This is a genomic window from Arthrobacter sp. StoSoilB13, assembly GCF_019977255.1.
Taxonomy (GTDB): Bacteria; Actinomycetota; Actinomycetes; order Actinomycetales; family Micrococcaceae; genus Arthrobacter.
Map to the genome: position 1 here is coordinate 995497 of NZ_AP024647.1, position 17037 is coordinate 1012533.

A 17037-nucleotide genomic window follows, 5' to 3' on the forward strand; every position below is an offset into this window, starting at 1 on the left:
CCAAGTTCCATGCCTTAACTGGGATATATTACAGAGCATGTTTTCCTTCAGCGTTCCCCTTGGCAAGCTGGTCCGCACACTGTCCCGGCTCCGGGGCGGCGGCTCTGCTTTCCCCGGCCTGGTGGTCGAAAAAATCGATCCCGGTTTCATGCAGAGAACGCTGTCCAGCCTTCCCCATGGCGTGGCTGTTGTCAGCGGCACGAACGGAAAAACGACGACCACCAAAATGGTGGTCGAACTGCTGGAAAGCCAGGGCCTGAAGGTCTTCACCAACCGCACAGGCAGTAACTTCACCCGGGGCGTGGCCGCCTCCCTTCTCGGCGAAGTTGACTGGCGTGGCCGCCTTGACGCCGACGTCGCCATCCTCGAACTCGACGAAGCACATGCCGTGCACTTCGTGAACAAAGTGCCGCCGCGTTTCAGCCTCTTGCTGAACGTCCTTCGGGACCAACTTGACCGGTTCGGCGAGATCGACAAGACGGCCCGCTTGCTCGAACACATTGCACTGAAGACCACAGACACCGTGGTGCTGAACCGTGAAGACCCCCGGGTGGCCCGCATTGCCAACGTCCTTAACGTTCCGGGGGCTGTCCACAGTCCCAGCGTCCGCTACTTCGGGCTGGATGAATCACTTCGCAGCACGTTCCCCAACGACGACGACATGCGCACCGCCACCACCGGACCGTCCTCCCCGAATACGCCGGCGCCCGGCACCGCGGGTGAGGTGGCTGACGGCCCCGCTGCCGACGTCGTACTCCGCCGTGTGGGTGCCCAGGACGCTGACTTTGAATTCGACGGCGAAACAGTCACCACGAGCATGAAGCTGCGGGGTGTCTACAACATCTTCAACGCGGCGGCCGCGCTCTCCCTGGCCAGGGCGATCCTGGGTACGGGGGCCGTCGACACTCCCAAACTGGTCAAAGCACTTGGTGACGTGGCTCCTGCTTTCGGGCGCGGCGAAAGCCTCACCGTGGACGGCCAGCCGTTGGAGCTTGTGCTGGTCAAGAATCCCAGTGGCTTCCGGCTCGGCCTGAAGTCCTTCCCGGCCGGTGGATACGCCACCATGATCGCCATCAACGACAACTATGCAGATGGCAGGGATATGTCCTGGCTCTGGGACGTTGACTTCGAATCACTCAGGGAAGATGGCGTCGAGGTCCTTACCGGCGTCCGCGCCTACGACATGGCCCTGCGATTGCAATACGACGAGGTCCGCTTCGGTACAGTCGACACCGACATAACCTCGGCGCTCCATGCATTTATCGACGGCTCGCGAGGCAAGCCCAAGCGGATCTTCTGCACGTACACCGCCATGCTCGCGATCCGTCGCGAACTGGCCAAAATCACCATAGTTGAGGTGGTCTCATGACCTCGGAAGCACAGCCGACCAAAGGAACAATCCGCGTCCTCCAGCTGTACCCGCGGGATATGAATATTTACGGTGACTGGGGCAATGCCCTGGTCCTCCAGCAACGCATCAAGTGGCATGGCTACACGCCGGAGCTGCTTGAATACAACGTAGGCGACGACTTTCCCGAGGACGTTGACATCATCGTGGGCGGCGGCGGGCAGGACAGCGGCCAGCTGGTTATTCAGGATGATCTACAGGCACGTGCCGATCATTTGCGGGATCTCGCGGATGGCGGCGCACCGATGCTGGTCATTTGCGGGCTCTACCAGCTCTTCGGAAAGTTCTTTAAAACCAGCGCAGGACCTGTCATTCCCGGGATCGGCATCCTCGACGTCGAAACGCACGGCACGGATGAGCGGTTGATCGGCAATGTCACGCTCAAGTCCTCCGAATTCGGGGACGTCCTGGGCTACGAGAACCACAGTGGACAAACCACCCTGGGGCCCCCGGCGTCCAACCGTTGGGGACAGTCACCAAAGGTGCTGGAAACAACAGCAAGGACGGTCACGAGGGCGCCCGCTACCGCAACGTGGTGGCCAGCTACCTGCACGGTTCGCTGCTGCCCAAGAACCCGGCGATCGCCGACTTCCTGATCCGCACGGCCGCCGAACGGAAATATGGCACCTTCGTGCCCGGAACGCCCGACGACGACTACGCCCGCCTCGCGCGGGAGCATGCTGCCCGGCGACCACGCTAGAAGCTATTTTTCCTTGGTAATGAGCAACTCGTGGGCACCGGCTGTGGCTGCGCCCATCGACTCGACCACGGCTTGGGTGCGCTGATGGGTCTCTGCATCGGCAGCCGGGGAAGCGCAGACTCCCTGCGGTGCGTCGCTGGCCACTGAGCACCAGCGGTAGGGGTCCCGGACAATCACCGACGGCGCCCACGCGAGATCCGAGGCAGCCCAAACACCCGCCGCGTTTTGGCTGAACTGCGCACGGACCAGCAGTCCTTCGTTGTTGACTACATACCAGGGCGATAATTCCGTGACGCCATTACCCAGTCCATAGACAATCCACGTGCCCTTGTAGTTTTCAATCGGCAGCACCGAGTGCGTGTGGTGTCCATAAACCATGGTGAATTGCCCACTGTCCACCAATGCGTGGGCGACTTCCTGTTGCTGGGCGTTGGCCTCGCTGGCGTACTCGTCACCTGCGTGCATGACTCCGAGCACGATGTCGGCTCCAAGCGCACGGGCTTTGGTGGCTTTCGCAATCATGGTGGTGGGATCAAGTTCGTCCACAAGCCACGGGTATTCCGGAATCTGACCGTTGTGGCCGTAGGTGCCAGCGATGACTGCTACCGTTGCGGCGTCTGTCTTGAGCATCAGGATTTCCTGTGATGCAGCTTCAGTCCTGTAGGAACCAGTGTGCTTGAGCCCGGCAGCATCCATGGCATCCAATGTCCGGAGCAACCCTTCAGTCCCCCGGTCAATGGTGTGGTTGCTGGCCGTCGTGCAGGCCTGGTACCCCACGTCCTTGGAGGCGGCAACGATCTGCGGCGGCACATTGAAGGACGGGTACGCGGAGAACGGACCTTCGGCAGTGGCGACAGGAGTTTCCTGATGGCAAATGGCGAGATCGCTGTTGCGGATGTAGCGCCGCTGGCCTTCAAGGAGCGGGACGAAGTTGTACCCTGGCTGCCCTGCGGCGGCGGCGTCGGCCCGGGCCTGCTGCCACAGTTGTGTATGGATCAGCATGTCGCCCGTGACCGTGATGGAGGTACAGCGCAGCTCTGGACAGACGGGTCCCTTGCCAGGGGTGGGCGTAGGTGTTGGCGTTGGGGTCGATGTCGGGGCCACGGGAGCAGTTGCGGCGCTGCTCTTCTCCCGGGAATCGTTCTCGGCAATTACTCCACAGGCGCTCAAGCACAACGCAACTGCTGAGGCCACCAGGAGGGTGCCCGTTCGTCGTGAGGGCCTGTAACGCTGCCGATCCGCGCGACGTCCGCCAGGTGTGATGATCCCCATACGGGCAATCCTACGGCGCAAAACGCGCGGGATTCCGGCGAGCCACCCTTGAGGACACGATTCTTAAATGAAAGAGTCCCTTCATGACCAATCCGCTTTTGAGTCCCAGCCCCCTGCCGTTCGACCTGCCACCTTTTGAAGCAATCACCACAGAGGACTATGCCGAAGCCATCGACGCGGGGCTGGAGGAACACCTCCGCGAAATCCAGCAGATTGCGGCCAACCCAAAACCAGCGACTTTCGAGAACACGGCTTTGGCCATGGAAAGGTCCGGGCGGTTGCTGGACCGGGCTGCGGCGGCGTTCTTTACGCTTGTCTCGGCAGATGCATCGGACGCCATCAGGGAGTTGGAGACGGCCTTCGCGCCCAGGTTTGCCGCGCATCAAGACGCCGTCTACATGAACCGTGGCTTGTATGAACGCTTCGCTGCCATTGACACCGCGGGCCTTGATGATGAGTCTGCGCGGTTGGTCCAGGAATACCTCAAAGAGTTTCGGAAGACCGGAATTGAACTCGACGACGACGACCAGGCCCGCCTTCGGGAAATCAACGCCGAACTCTCACGTCAGGGCACCGAATTCGGCCAGCGCGTCAAGGAGGCTATAAAGGCTAGCGCTGTTCTCCTCGACGACGAAGCGGACCTGGCCGGCATGTCCCCCGAAGACGTCGCTGGCGCTGCCGGGGCCGCCAAGGCTGCGGGGCACGAAGGCAAGTACCTCCTGACCCTGATCCAGCCAAGCAACCAACCAGCCCTTGCCTCGCTCGAAAACCAAGCCATCCGGCGTCGGCTGTTTGAAGCCTCACTCGGGCGGGGCACGGACGGCGGAAGCCTGGACGTCCGCGATCTGGTGACGGCAACAGTCCGTTTACGTGCGGAGAAAGCCAGCCTGCTGGGCTTTCGAAACTTCGCGGAGCTCGTGGTGGACCAGCAAACGGCACCGGACTTCGAGGCAGTGCAGGCAATGCTGGGCCGCCTGGCACCCGCGGCGGTACGCAACGCCCAAGCCGAAGCCCTCGCTTTGGCCGAATCCGCTGGCCATTCGCTGGAGCCCTGGGACTGGGCCTACTATTCCGCGCAGGTCCGTCGGGAAAAATACGAAGTGGATGAACAGGCCATCAGGCCCTACTTCAGGCTCGAAACGGTCCTGGCCGACGGCGTCTTCTTCGCAGCGACCCAACTCTATGGCATCACGTTCCATGAGAGGCCGGACCTCGCCGGGTACCACGAGGACGTCCGGGTATGGGAGGTGCAAAACGGGGACGGCAGCGCCCTGGGTCTTTTCCTCGGCGACTATTACACGCGGGAATCCAAGCGCGGAGGAGCCTGGATGAACTCGCTCGTGGAACAGTCCCGTCTCCTTGGCACGCAGGGCCGTGGTGATCAACAACCTCAACATCACCAAGCCGGCGCCGGGCGAACCTGCTCTCCTGTCCCTGGACGAGGTCCGGACGGTATTCCATGAATTCGGCCACGCGCTCCACGGACTGTTCTCCGACGTGACCTATCCCCGGTTCTCCGGAACGTCCGTGCCGCGGGACTTCGTGGAATACCCGTCGCAGGTCAACGAGATGTGGATCATGTGGCCGGAAGTCCTGAAGAACTACGCCCGCCACTACGCCACAGGCGAAGCGCTCCCGCAGGAGATCGTGGACAGAATCAACGAATCCCTGCTGTGGGGTGAGGGATTCGCGACCACGGAATACCTGGGAGCAGCGTTGCTGGATGTGGCATGGCACGTGCTCTCCATGGAGGAAGTCCCTGCGGATGTCCTTGCCTTTGAAGCCAAGGCCCTCGCCGACGCCGGCATCTCCCACCCGCTGATTCCGCCGCGCTACCGTACCGGCTACTTCCAGCACATCTTTGCCGGCGCCGGGTATGCTGCCGGCTACTATTCCTACATCTGGAGCGAAGTCCTGGACGCGGACACCGTTGAGTGGTTCAAGGAAAACGGCGGCCTGACCCGCGCAAACGGAGAGCGGTTCAGATCCGAGCTGTTATCGACGGGTAACAGCCGGGATCCGCTGGAATCCTTCCGCACGTTCCGTGGGCGCGATGCCGAGCTCGAACCCCTCCTGAAGCGCCGGGGACTGGAGTGAATAACGACGCCGGGCCGGTCACCTCACTAAGGTGACCGACCCGGCGTCGTACTTCTTCTGCTGCTTACCAGCCGCGCTCTGCGAGGCGGTGGGGCTGCGGGATTTCGTCGACGTTGATGCCAACCATGGCTTCGCCCAGGCCGCGGGAGACCTTGGCGATCACATCGGGATCGTCATAGAACGTGGTGGCCTTCACGACGGCGGCAGCGCGCTCGGCAGGGTTGCCGGACTTGAAAATGCCGGAGCCAACGAACACGCCGTCGGCGCCGAGCTGCATCATCATCGCAGCGTCGGCCGGGGTCGCGATGCCACCAGCGGTGAACAGCACCACCGGGAGCTTGCCCGTGGCAGCGATTTCCTTGACCAGTTCGTACGGGGCCTGCAGTTCCTTGGCCGCGACATACAGCTCGTCCTCGGGAAGGGCCGCGAGCTTGGCGATCTCGGAACGGATCTTGCGCATGTGCCCGGTGGCGTTGGAAACATCCCCGGTGCCGGCTTCGCCCTTGGAACGGATCATCGCCGCGCCCTCGTTGATGCGGCGCAGGGCCTCACCGAGGTTGGTGGCGCCACAGACGAAGGGAACGGTGAAGTTCCACTTGTCGATGTGGTTGATGTAGTCGGCCGGGGTCAGGACCTCGGACTCGTCGATGTAGTCCACGCCAAGGGACTGCAGGACCTGGGCTTCGACGAAGTGGCCGATGCGGGCCTTGGCCATGACCGGGATGGACACGGCGGCGATGATCTGATCGATCATGTCGGGATCGGACATGCGGGACACGCCACCCTGGGCGCGGATGTCGGCGGGGACGCGCTCGAGCGCCATGACGGCGACGGCACCGGCGTCCTCGGCGATACGGGCCTGCTCGACGTTAACGACGTCCATGATGACGCCGCCCTTGAGCATCTCTGCCATGCCCCGCTTGACGCGGCTGCTGCCCGTGACGCTGTTCGCGGACGAACCGGCTTCGTTGCTTACATCTGGTGTAGACACAAAAACCCCTATGGGTAGATAAACGACCTTTTCGCCGGTGGCTCACGCAGCCACACGACCGCAATCAGCGCACACCGGATTTTCAGGTCAAGGTGACCAAGTACTAGTAATAGTAGTCGCACGTTGCCGGGTGGCAGTACATTCATTACCGCATACGCGGCCAAGAAGAGGGCCTGCTATAGGACACCTGCACAACTGCCACTGACGGACTCTGGTCAGATGCCAGTTTCCTATGCCTCGGCCATCGCTTGCTTGCGGACAGTCGCCATTCTTTGGACGATAGTGACCACACTGGCAAGCGCGAGAAGGATCAGGGTCGCGAAGAGCACCACTGCTGGAAGTCCAAGACCCGTAAGCCCGGTGATGAGAAGCACCGAAGCTAAACGCTCGGCACGCTCGGCAATGCCAACGCTTGCTTGATAGCCCAGTGATTCGGCCTTTGCCCGCGCATAGGACACCACCATGCCCAGTACCAGGCAAACGACGGCGGCAGTCCCAATTGCCGGGTCCCCACCTTTGGTGAAGAACCAGATGGTCAGCCCCGCAAAGATGGCGCCGTCCGCCAACCGGTCCAAGGTGGAATCGAGGAAGTTTCCCCAACCGCCGCTTCTGCCTTGCAAGCGGGCCATAATGCCATCCACGACGTCCGAAAACGCGAAGAATGCCACCACCACCGAACCCCACCACAGGTATCCCAACGGATACAGAACCAGTCCGCCGAGAATGACCCCTGCTGTGCCAGCCACGGTCACTGCGTCGGGAGATACGCCAATCTTGAGTAGCCAACGTGCCAGGGGTGTGAAGAGGGAAGTAAAGAAACCACGCGCATGCCTATTGAGCATTCGACTCCCCCGGCCAGGCTTCGGCCACCAGTTTGCGGACTTCGTCGAGTGTCTGCGTAATGGCCTTGGTCTGGGCGATGATGGGGAAGAAGTTTCCGTCCCCACCCCAGCGCGGCACAACGTGCTGGTGCAGGTGCGCTGCGATTCCTGCTCCACCGGTGACACCCTGGTTCATGCCGAGGTTGAAGCCGCTGGGGTTGGAAACCTTCCGCAGCACCCGCATGGCCGTCTGGGTGAGCTCGGAGAATTCCGCCGTTTCTTCTACCGTGATGTCCGTGTAGTCCGGTACATGGCGGTAGGGGCAGATCAGCAGGTGGCCCGGGTTGTAGGGGAAAAGGTTGAGCACGACGTAGCAGGTCCTCCCCCGATAGACGATGAGGGACTCCTCATCGCTACGGGTGGGTCCCACACAGAACGGGCAATCGTCCTTGTTCTTGAACTGGTCCTGTCCGCCTTTGATGTAGGCCATGCGGTGGGGAGTCCACAGGCGCTGAAAAGCGTCCGGAACACCTGCCAAGCCGAAGTCATCGGTTACTTCGGCGTCGCCCGGAAGGTCAGCTGCCGCGCCTGTGTTCTCCTGCACCGTCTATTGTCCGTCCGTCAGCTTTCGCGGTTCTTGACAGCGTCCACGATTCTGCGGACCGCCTCTGCCACGGGCACGCCGTTGTCCTGGCTGCCATCACGGAAGCGGAACGAGACAGCACCTGCCTCGGCGTCCTCACCGCCGGCGATCAGGACGAACGGGACCTTGTCTTTGCTGGCCGTGCGGATCTTCTTCGGGAAACGGTCTGAAGAGATGTCCACCTCGGCACGGATTCCTGCGGCTTTCAACTGGTCAACGACGTCGAACATGTAATCGTTGAATGCCTCGGCCACAGGGATGCCAACCACTTGGACGGGAGACAGCCATGCGGGGAAGGCGCCGGCGTAGTGCTCGGTAAGAACGCCCATGAACCGCTCCACCGAACCGAAGAGGGCGCGGTGAATCATGACGGGACGCTGACGTGTTCCATCGGCTGCCTGGTACTCCAGCTCGAAGCGTTCAGGCAGGTTGAAGTCCAACTGGATCGTGGACATCTGCCAGGTCCTGCCCAGGGCGTCCTTTGCCTGAACGGAAATCTTCGGCCCATAGAACGCTGCTCCACCAGGGTCCGGTACCAGGTTCAGCCCTGACGCTTCCGCAACCTCGGCGAGTGTGCGGGTGGCTTCCTCCCAGGCGGCGTCGTCACCTACGAACTTTTCCTCGTTTTTGGTGGAGAGTTCGAGGTAGAAATCATCCAGGCCGTAGTCCTTGAGGAGGCCAAGGACGAAGTTCAGTGTGGTGGTGAGTTCGTCCTTCATCTGCTCGCGGGTGCAGTAGATGTGGGCGTCGTCCTGTGTCATTCCACGGACGCGGGTCAGTCCGTGGACAACACCGGATTTCTCGTACCGGTACACCGAACCGAATTCGAAGAGGCGCAACGGCAGCTCGCGGTAGGACCGGCCACGTGAGCGGAAGATGAGGTTGTGCATGGGGCAGTTCATCGGCTTCAGGTAGTAATCCTGGGCGGGCTTGCGCACAGTGCCGTCCGCGTTGAGCTCGGCATCCACCTGCATCGCGGGGAACATGCCGTCCTTGTACCAGTCAAGGTGGCCGGAGACCTCGTAAAGGTGTCCCTTGGTGATGTGCGGGGTGTAAACAAACTCATAGCCGGCGTCCACGTGGCGCTGACGGGAGTAGTCTTCCATGGCCTTGCGGATGATGCCGCCCTTGGGGTGGAACACAGGGAGGCCCGATCCGAGTTCGTCCGGGAACGAGAACAGATCCAGCTCCACACCCAGCTTCCGGTGGTCGCGGCGCTCTGCCTCTGCGATGCGCTCCTGGTAAGCCTTGAGGGCTTCCTTGGTGGGCCATGCGGTGCCGTAGATTCGCTGAAGCTGCTGGTTGTTCTGGTTGCCCAGCCAGTATGCGGAGGATGAGCGCGTCAGCGCGAACGCGTTGGAGATGATCTTGGTGTTGGGCAGGTGCGGTCCGCGGCAGAGGTCGCACCAGACGCTTTCGCCGCTCTTGCGGTCCACATTGTCGTAGATAGTGATGTCGCCCGCACCGACTTCAACGTTCACGCCTTCTCCGGCGTCGGCGGCGTCGTTCTTCTTGCCCAACAGCTCCAGCTTGTAGGGTTCGCCGGCCATGGCTTCGCGGGCTTCTTCTTCGGTGACCACGCGGCGGACGAACTTCTGGTTCTGGTTGATGATCTTCTGCATCATCTTTTCCAGCTGGCGAAGGTCTTCCGGGGTGAACGGCTCGGCGACGTCGAAGTCGAAGTAGAAGCCGTCAGTAATGTACGGACCGATGCCAAGCTTGGCATCAGGCCGCAACTGCTGGACGGCCTGGGCCATGACGTGCGCCGTAGAGTGACGGAGAACGTTGAGTCCGTCAGGGGATTCAATGGTGACACCTTCGACGTCTGCACCCTCGGTGAGAACCTGGTCAAGATCCTTCAGTACCCCATTGACGCGGGCAACAACGACGTCGCGGCGCTCGAAGAAGAGTTCCGCGCCTGTAGTCCCTTCCGTCACCTTGGTCTCTTCGCCATCGACGATGAGGGTGATCTGTTGGGCATCTGACACGGGTGTCTCCTATTCATAGTGAAGGCTTCGTAGCTTGTGGCGTACGGGGACCACAGCCAGCCATCGTCAATCGTATCTGTTTGGACGAAGGCGGCCAAAGCAGCGCGCCGACGCCACGGGTCAGCTCCCGAGGCCCGTGATGGCCAGGTTCCTGGAGATACCCTCAAGGGGCCCTGAATGAGTGAATTCAGGCGCAAGCCCGACGCCGGGTGGCAGGACTTCGGCGAACGGCAAAGTTTCGGGGCGGCCAAGGTCCCAGGCTTTGCTGGCACTGAGGCTGATTCCCTTGGGTCCAGTTCTTCGCGTAGTTCCGCGGATCAGCAGAAGCCGGGTACCGAACAGGAGTGGACCCGATTCTTCCTGCGCTTCATGGAAGAAGACAGTATCCACGCAGCCTGTACCGTCGTCGATGCTGATGAACACCACGCGGCGCCCACCCCGCATGGGAGGTGTCTGCGTTGCGATCCGGACGCCGGCAACCAGCACCTCGGTGCCGTTGCGAAGACCCAGGAGTCTATCCGCCGTAGTGACGCCAAGCTTGTCCAGCAAAGGCCTATGGCTTTCCATCAGATGCTCACTCACATCCACTGCCATGAGATCAAGCTCTGCCCGCACGTTCTCCACCATGCTGGGCTCAGGTAGTCCAGCAGCAAGGTTCCGCAACTCCACATCACCAAGGGGTAGGGATAATTGCCCTTCAATGACCCCGCCGGCCTTCTTGGAGGGACTGCCCTGGAGTGCTTGCAAGTGCTGCACCAGATCGGCGCGGTTTGCAGTTCCGCCGGCATCCCGGTGCAGGGCATCGAAGGCTCCGAGTTGGGCGAGCCGCTTGATATTCGGTTTGCTCACCCTGGCCCTGGCCCGGAGGTCCGCGAGGGAGTCGTAGGGTTGGCCCGCTACGATCCGCTTCAGCTCCGCTCCCGACAGTCCATATATTCCGTTCAGGCTCAAGCGAATGCCGAGCTTGCCCGAATTTTGGCCCTCCAGGATTCTTTCCACCCTGTATTCAGCCTGGCTTCGATTAATATCCAAGGGCAGGATGGGAATACCCAAGCGGCGGGCCTCAGCAACCAGCAGCCGTTTGGGGTACATCCCGGGGTCGTGTTCCCACAGCCCTGCAAGGAACGCTTCAGGGTGGTGTGCCTTCAGCCATGCCGATTGATAGGTAGGCACAGCAAAGGCAGCTCCATGGGCTTTGCAGAAACCAAAGCTGCCGAAGGCTTTGAGGGTTCCCCACACTTTGTCCACGACCTCCGGGGAGTATCTCTTGATCGCTTCCCGACGGAAATACCTCTCTACTTCAGGTTCGTGGAGCTCGTCACCCAAGGCCCTTCGAAACTCGTCTGCCCGGTCCAAACCACACCCTGTCATGACATGGAAGGTCTTCAGGATCTGCTCATGGAAAACCGTAACGCCATGGGTTTCCTGCAAAACGGGCTTCAGGTCCGGATGCGGGTAGACCTCTGGTGCGAAACCGTGCCGGTGTTCAAGGAACGGGCGGACCATGTCCGACTTCATGGGACCAGGGCGGAACAAGGAAATATCGATAATGAGGTCGTTGAATTCCCGCGGTGCCATCTTCCCAATCAGCTCACGCTGGCCGGGGGATTCAATCTGGAAGCAGCCCAAAGTGTGGGTACTGCGGATCAACTCATAGGTGGGTTCGTCGTCGAAAGGCACCGCGTTGAGATCAATCCTGCCGTCCTGGGCAATATAGTCCGGACCATTGCCTCCCGCTTCCACCGGATGGTGGCCAGCCGCCACCACCTCCGCTTTGGATGGGTGCAGGCGGATAACTTCCCGCACCGCAAACGCCATGGCGCTTTGCATCCTCACACCCAGGACATCAAGTTTGAGCATGCCCATGGGATCCATGTCGTGTTTGTCGAACTGGCTCATGGGCAGACCCAAACCGCTGGGCTGTACCGGGGTTCTGTCCAGGAGCGTGGCATCGCCCAGGATCACCCCGCACGGGTGCATGGAAATGTGCCGGGGAAGGCGGTCCAGTCTTTCAGTGAGATCCACCAACAGGTCCAACTGCTGGTTTTCCTCCATGCCCCCAGGCCCTTCACGGCCGGCCTCCACCCGTCCGGCAAATTCCCGGAGTTCAGGCTTTTCAACCAATGCCTCCCTGAATTTGCGCGCGGAGAACCGCCACAACTGCTTGGCAATTTCGCCGATTTCACCATCATCCATGCCAAGGGCCATGCCGGCATCGCGGACAGCACCACGGGCCCTGTACCCGTTCTGCATACTCATCAGGGTCACCCGTTCGGCTCCGAAGCGCTCGAAGATCTTCCGGTAGACGTTGTGCCGTTCGGCGCTTTCGACGTCGATGTCAATATCGGGAAGGGTGGATCGGCGACCCGAGAGGAACCGTTCGAAAATGAGGTCATGCCGGATGGGATCCACTTGGCTGATGTCGATCAGATAGTTGACCAGGCTGGAGGCTCCGGAACCTCTGGCAGCTACCCGGACGCCCATCTCGATGATCATCCTGGATACTTCCGCAACAGTGAGGAAGTAGGAGGCAAAGCCGAGTTTGTCGATGATCCCCAGCTCATGCTGCAACCGCGAGCGCATCTGTATTTCCGCATTGCCGTTGATGCCGGGGAAGCGCCGGGTGATTCCTGCCTCGCATCGTTGGGTGAGTTCCAGCATGGGGTCCTGGTCGATGCCGATGATGGAAGCTTCGGGAACAACGGGCTTTTTCCATCCCATGTCCGGGACGGGATCGATACGGCATTTGTCGGCGAGCGCTTCTGTGTTGGAGAGCAGCTTGTTCAGCCCTGCTGCTCCTTGGCCTGCGGCGCCCATGATTTCCTTGCCGAGTTGGAGCATTTGTTGGGCGTTTTTCAACCAACCCTGCCCGGTTGGTTGGAGCTGGCCTGTTGGTTGGAGCAGTGGGGCTGCGGAGAGTTCGGGGAGGGATTTTAGTGTGCGTGCAGAATCCAGGACGTCTGCGGTGGGGGCGCCGTCCTGGGCGCAGTAACGGACGGCGTTGCTGAGGATGGCGGGGATGTTGTATTCAAGGGCGAGTTTGAGCATGCGCACTGCGTGGGATGTGCTGAGGGGCTCTCCAGGGGCGCTGAGGTGGGATACGGCTTCGGCAACGATTGTCCCGGGCGGCATGGCGTCGATCCATTGTTTGAAGAGTGTCCGGGGCCGAAGATATTTCCGCCCTCCCATGGCCCGGCCAACATCGGAGTCCGGTCCTATGAGGACGGTTAGCACGGGTTTGAGGGTTTTTGAGTCCAGTGTGCGTGATGCGAGTTCTGCCCTCGTTACGGCGACGGGCACTACTCCCCCGGCTTTACCGGAGGTGCGGGCATGGGCATCTGAGACGAGTCGGCAGAGTGCCCGGTAGCCGGCGCCGTTGTTGTTGCCGTGGGCGAGTACGACGACGCGGCCCGCTACTTGGGTGCGGTGGTCGCCGTCGTCGTCGAATATGGCGAGGTCCACGCCGATGATGGGGTCGATACCGGCGTCCATGCATGCTTTGAGGTGTTTGATGGTGCCGTATAGGCCGTCCCGGTCAGTACAGGCGAGCGCTGTTGCGCCGTCTGCTGCGGCTGACTGGGCAAGTTCGTCCGGCCAGGAGACGCCATAGTGGGCGCTGAAGGCTGTGGAGACGTGCAGGTGTGTAAAGCTCAAGGTTCAGGCGGCTTCGTCTGGTTCGACTGCCCGGGGCCGGCGCGGCGTCGTGGATGCGAAGGAGCCGCCAGCGGCCGCTGCCGAGATGGCGGACAAGGTCAAGGGTGATGGCCTGGCCGGGTTGCCCTTCATCCTGCGGGCGCTGGAGTTGGACCCGCCAGATCTCGTGGTCTACCAAGCCTGCGCCGCTCCCTATAGGGGCCCTGCTTTCTTCCATCCACCATTGGCGCCGCTCGTACCACCGGATGGGTTCGTTGATGACGACGTAGTGGATTCCCTTCCACTGGATTGTTTGTGGCCTTCCCGCTTCCGTGCAGATGACGTCCACGGACTCACTGAAAAGCCCCATATCCACACTCCTTGCCTGTGAGCATCGCCCTGAATCACTAAAATTACATTCGAATGTATGTTCGAATATATCCAGTTTACGTCGCTCCCCCGACAAAACCTACCGCCCAGCTCTGGGGATCATCTTGGCTTGCAGGAATACATGTGGCCATCGGACACAGTGGTGAACGGGATCACAGGGAGTTCTGGGTAGGGCCCAACCTTCGTCAAGCGGAGTTCCGTTTGGGGGAACCTTCACGGGATGCTTTTCGCTCGCGGCTCAGGAGATAGTCAAGGCGGGCTAAACCGCCAGACCGATTTTCTTACCTCTCGTCTTCAGGAAATGTCCGGGGCCGATTTCCGGCAGGAATGCTTCGAGCGGTTTCTCCTTAGCTTTTTTGGCCTTCCGGCCATCCATGTTGAGCTCTGAGCTTCTGCCTCTCCGGTCCATCAGTGGGATGCAGCCGCAGCTGCGGTCGCCGATGACGGCGACGTCGGCCAAGAGGATCGTCTTCATTTGACCAATGCGCGCCTTGATCAAGCATGTTGGAGCAAGCGTCAAAGTGTCGTGAGAGGACGTTTTCGGGTCCTGGTGTCGCTGCCTGATCTCATAGCGGTCCGGCGTCTTGGTGGTCGTTTCTGGGCAGGGGCGCGATCAGTCCGTGGAGGATCGTGTCGACGAGTCGTGCCGGGAGGCCGGGATCGAGGGGTTCGCGGGTGAGCACGACTTTGAAATGCAGGGGTGCGACGAGCATATCGACTGCATGGCGGGGGTTGGTGGTATCGGGTAGTTCGCCCCGGTCGATGGCGCGGGTGATGATTTGGCCGGAGCGCGCATAGCGCGTGTTCCAGTACTGTTTCCGGGCTTGGCTGGCTGCCGGATCGTCGCCGGCGGCGGCCAGTGCCCGATCGAAGTCGTTGCCATGGGGTGTGCTGAGGTATGCCACCAGCGAGGTGAGGTAGGCGATCAGGTCATCGCGCACAGACCCCGTGTCGGGGACCGGGAGCAGTTCTTCGGCTTCCTCGAGCAGGGCGTCGATCATCAGGTTCTCGCGAGTGCCCCAGCGGCGGTAGATCGTGGTTTCGTGCACCCCTGCCCGGGCCGAGACGTCGGCAACGGTCAGCCCGTTCATGCCGAATGCGTGGAATAGGTCCAGTGTGGCGTCGAGGACGGCGCGTCGGACGCGGGCTGATCTGCCGCCTGGGCGTGGCCGGATCCCTGAATCTGTCATGATCACAGCATAATGCAAGACTCTTGCGTTTAAATGTGACCCGGCGCATACTTCTAAACGCAAGTAACTTGCATGTAGAGGAGGTAGTGATGAGTTCACGTGGCATGAGCGCGGTCGGCAGCGGTGACCGGATTGTCGCACGCAGCGAGGTGGTGCACGGGATGAGGATTGACTGGGATGTACCGGTTCCCATGGCGGACGGCACGGTGCTGCGGGCCGATGTCTTCCGCCCGGACGACGAGGGCGTGTACCCGGTGCTCATGACCCTCGGCCCTTACGGCAAGGGCCTGGCATTCCAGGAGGGCTTCACGGTGATGTGGCAGCGCCTGGCATCGGCTTATCCAGATGCGGTGGCCGGCTCGACCAACGCCTACCAGGTGTGGGAAACGGTTGACCCGGAGAAATGGGTCCCGGACGGATACATCTGCATTCGCGTCGATTCCCGCGGCACCGGCCGCTCGGCCGGTCGGCTGGACATGCTCAGTGAGCAGGAAGCGCGCGACTACTACCAGGCCATCGAGTGGGGCCGCCGCCCAGGACTGGTCGAACGGCAGGGTGGGCCTGCTCGGGATCTCCTACTACGCCGCCAACCAGTGGCTGGTCGCGGCGTTGCAGCCGCCGCACCTCACGGCAATCTGTCCATGGGAGGGGTTCACCGACTTCTACCGGGACTTCAACCGGCACGGCGGTATTCTGTCGCGGTTCGGGCAGGCGTGGCAGGACCAGCAGATCTTCACGGTCCAATATGGGGTGGGCGAGCGTGGCCGGCGCAACCCGAATAATGGCGAACTCGTCGCCGGACCGCCGACCCTTTCCGAGGACGAACTCGCCGAGAACCGGGTCGAGACGATCATGGAAGCCCAGCGCAGGAAGTTGCTCGACGAGTTCAGCCGGGCCCGGACACCAGACCTGGCCCGCATCGAGGTACCGGTACTGTCGGCCGCGAATTGGGCCCACCACCTTCACACCCGCGGCAATTTCGAGGGCTACGCCGCAGTGTCATCACCACAGAAATGGCTCGAAGTGCATGGCCACGAGCACTATGCGGAGTTCTACACCGACTACGGTGTCGGTCTTCAGAAGCGGTTCTTCGGTCACTTCCTCAAAGACAACGACACAGGCTGGGAGCAGCAGCCCCCGGTGCGGTTGAACGTGCGCCACCTCGACGGGTCCTTCGAGGGCCGTGACGAGACGGAGTGGCCCCTGGCCCGCACCCAGTGGACCCGCTTTAACCTCGACGCCGGATCAGGGGCTTTGGACACGTCCGTGCCGACCGAAGAGCACACAGCCGACTTCCCGGCACTCGGACCGGGAGTCAATTTCTGGACCGAGCCATTGGCCGAACCCTTGGAGATCACCGGGCCGGCCTCGGCGCGGGTACGCCTCGCGTCCTCGACTGCGGATGCCGATCTCTTCGTCACCCTGCGCGTGCAGGACCCGGAGGGACAGGAGGTCTCGCTCGTGTCCGCGATCGACGAACACGGTGTGCTGGCCGTGGGGTGGCTGCGTGCCTCCCACCGCGAACTGGACCTGGAGCGCAGCCTGCCCCACCGGCCGTGGCACCGGCACACCCGTACGCTAGCGCTCATCCCCGGGCAGGCGGTCCACCTCGACGTGGAGATTTGGCCCACGTCCCTTGTCATCCCGCCCGGTTACCGGCTTGGTGTCACGCTGTCGGGCCGCGATTTCCAAATGCCCGGCGACGGTCCGTGGCCCGTTGCCTACGGCATTGAACAACGTGGCAACGGTGTCTTCGTGCACGACGACCCCGACGATCGCCCGGCCGGGATCTTCGACGGCGTCACCACCCTGTACACAGGTCCGGACTCGGGAACCTCACTGCTCCTGCCCGTGATACCCGCCCGGAAATGAGCGCACCTCGTCCCGTCCCCCGCTTCGGCCAT

Annotated in this window: 11 protein-coding genes and 4 pseudogenes; 6 read left to right on the forward strand and 9 right to left on the reverse strand. The window is 61.7% G+C overall.

The annotated features are described in order from the left end of the window. Positions 1-37: 37 nt before the first annotated feature. Positions 38-1369 (forward strand): Mur ligase family protein, encoded by a 1332-nt coding sequence (locus LDP01_RS04675; RefSeq protein ID WP_224090591.1) that lies wholly within the window; start codon positions 38-40, stop codon positions 1367-1369. After that, positions 1366-2108, forward strand: a pseudogene (locus tag LDP01_RS04680) (type 1 glutamine amidotransferase). Before LDP01_RS04675 ends, LDP01_RS04680 begins: the two are co-directional and overlap by 4 nt. 3 nt (positions 2109-2111) lie before the next feature. Here the strand turns inward: LDP01_RS04680 and LDP01_RS04685 are convergent. Beyond that, complete coding sequence (locus tag LDP01_RS04685; RefSeq protein WP_263433754.1) at positions 2112-3110, reverse strand: CapA family protein; 999 nt, start codon at positions 3108-3110, stop codon at positions 2112-2114. Here LDP01_RS04685 and LDP01_RS04690 point away from each other — a divergent pair. Together LDP01_RS04690 and LDP01_RS04695 are read left to right on the forward strand one after the other, a co-directional pair. After that, a complete protein-coding gene (locus LDP01_RS04690; RefSeq protein ID WP_224091210.1) occupies positions 3109-3336 on the forward strand; it encodes a hypothetical protein in 228 nt (75 codons plus the stop codon). The two genes, LDP01_RS04685 and LDP01_RS04690, sit on opposite strands and share 2 nt — an antisense overlap. Positions 3337-3463: 127 nt before the next feature. Further along, positions 3464-5477 (forward strand): annotated as a pseudogene (locus LDP01_RS04695) (M3 family metallopeptidase). 64 nt (positions 5478-5541) lie between these two features. Here the strand turns inward: LDP01_RS04695 and pdxS are convergent. The 8 genes and pseudogenes from pdxS to LDP01_RS04735 form a co-directional block, all read right to left on the reverse strand. After that, the gene (gene pdxS, locus LDP01_RS04700; protein ID WP_020608520.1) at positions 5542-6468 is read right to left on the reverse strand and encodes a pyridoxal 5'-phosphate synthase lyase subunit PdxS; all 927 of its coding nucleotides are present in this window, start codon (positions 6466-6468) and stop codon (positions 5542-5544) included. A 230-nt stretch (positions 6469-6698) separates the two neighbouring features. After that, positions 6699-7310 (reverse strand): phosphatidylinositol phosphate synthase, encoded by a 612-nt coding sequence (gene pgsA, locus LDP01_RS04705; protein ID WP_224090592.1) that lies wholly within the window; start codon positions 7308-7310, stop codon positions 6699-6701. Beyond that, positions 7300-7893 (reverse strand): HIT family protein, encoded by a 594-nt coding sequence (locus LDP01_RS04710; RefSeq protein WP_224090593.1) that lies wholly within the window; start codon positions 7891-7893, stop codon positions 7300-7302. The genes pgsA and LDP01_RS04710 overlap by 11 nt, the downstream gene beginning before the upstream one ends. A gap of 17 nt (positions 7894-7910) precedes the next feature. Next, positions 7911-9920: a threonine--tRNA ligase gene (gene thrS / locus LDP01_RS04715; RefSeq protein ID WP_224090594.1), complete on the reverse strand. Its 2010-nt coding sequence runs from the start codon at positions 9918-9920 to the stop codon at positions 7911-7913. A 120-nt stretch (positions 9921-10040) separates the two neighbouring features. Beyond that, positions 10041-13574 (reverse strand): DNA polymerase III subunit alpha, encoded by a 3534-nt coding sequence (locus LDP01_RS04720; RefSeq protein ID WP_224090595.1) that lies wholly within the window; start codon positions 13572-13574, stop codon positions 10041-10043. 3 nt (positions 13575-13577) lie between these two features. After that, positions 13578-13923, reverse strand: a pseudogene (locus tag LDP01_RS04725) (DUF6504 family protein). A gap of 279 nt (positions 13924-14202) precedes the next feature. Beyond that, on the reverse strand, positions 14203-14418 hold the full coding sequence (locus tag LDP01_RS04730; protein ID WP_224090597.1) for a hypothetical protein: 216 nt from the start codon (positions 14416-14418) through the stop codon (positions 14203-14205). A 91-nt stretch (positions 14419-14509) separates the two neighbouring features. Continuing rightward, positions 14510-15133 (reverse strand): TetR/AcrR family transcriptional regulator, encoded by a 624-nt coding sequence (locus LDP01_RS04735; protein ID WP_224090599.1) that lies wholly within the window; start codon positions 15131-15133, stop codon positions 14510-14512. 191 nt (positions 15134-15324) lie between these two features. Between LDP01_RS04735 and LDP01_RS23355 the strand changes: the two are divergent. Together LDP01_RS23355 and LDP01_RS04740 are read left to right on the forward strand one after the other, a co-directional pair. Continuing rightward, a pseudogene (locus LDP01_RS23355) lies at positions 15325-15648 on the forward strand (CocE/NonD family hydrolase); the annotation flags it as partial. Between the two features lie 40 nt (positions 15649-15688). Then, positions 15689-17005, forward strand: a complete 1317-nt coding sequence (locus LDP01_RS04740) for a CocE/NonD family hydrolase (protein WP_263433755.1) — start codon at positions 15689-15691, stop codon at positions 17003-17005. Positions 17006-17037 lie beyond the last annotated feature (32 nt).